At 47.3% G+C, this 370-nt stretch carries 1 protein-coding gene; it reads right to left on the reverse strand.

Annotation, left to right across the window (positions count from 1 at the left end; all coding sequences use genetic code 11):
* On the reverse strand, positions 1–370 hold a 370-nt coding region (locus B3180_RS06345), incomplete at both ends, for a glutamine synthetase beta-grasp domain-containing protein (RefSeq protein ID WP_286843600.1).

Below are 370 nucleotides of genomic sequence, written 5' to 3' on the forward strand. Positions count from 1 at the left end.
AACCACTCATATCGGTGTGGAAACGAACGTCATTGAACAGGAAAAATTCTGGCTCAGGGCCAAAGTAAGCTTCGTCGGCAATACCTGACGAGCGCAGGAATTCTTCTGCACGCTTAGCAATTGAACGAGGGTCACGGCTGTAACCTTGCATGGTTTCAGGCTCAAGAATGTCACAGCGGACATTCAGGGTGATTTCATCAGTAAACGGGTCCAGAACGGCAGACTCATTATCGGGCATTAGCACCATGTCCGATTCGTTAATCCCTTTCCAGCCGGAAATAGATGAACCATCAAACATTTTGCCTTCTTCAAAGAAGTCTTCATCGATTTGCGACACCGGAATAGTGACGTGCTGCTCTTTACCTTTGGT

It is taken from the genome of Idiomarina sp. UBA4206, from assembly GCF_002383015.1.
Lineage (GTDB): Bacteria > Pseudomonadota > Gammaproteobacteria > Enterobacterales > Alteromonadaceae > Idiomarina > Idiomarina abyssalis.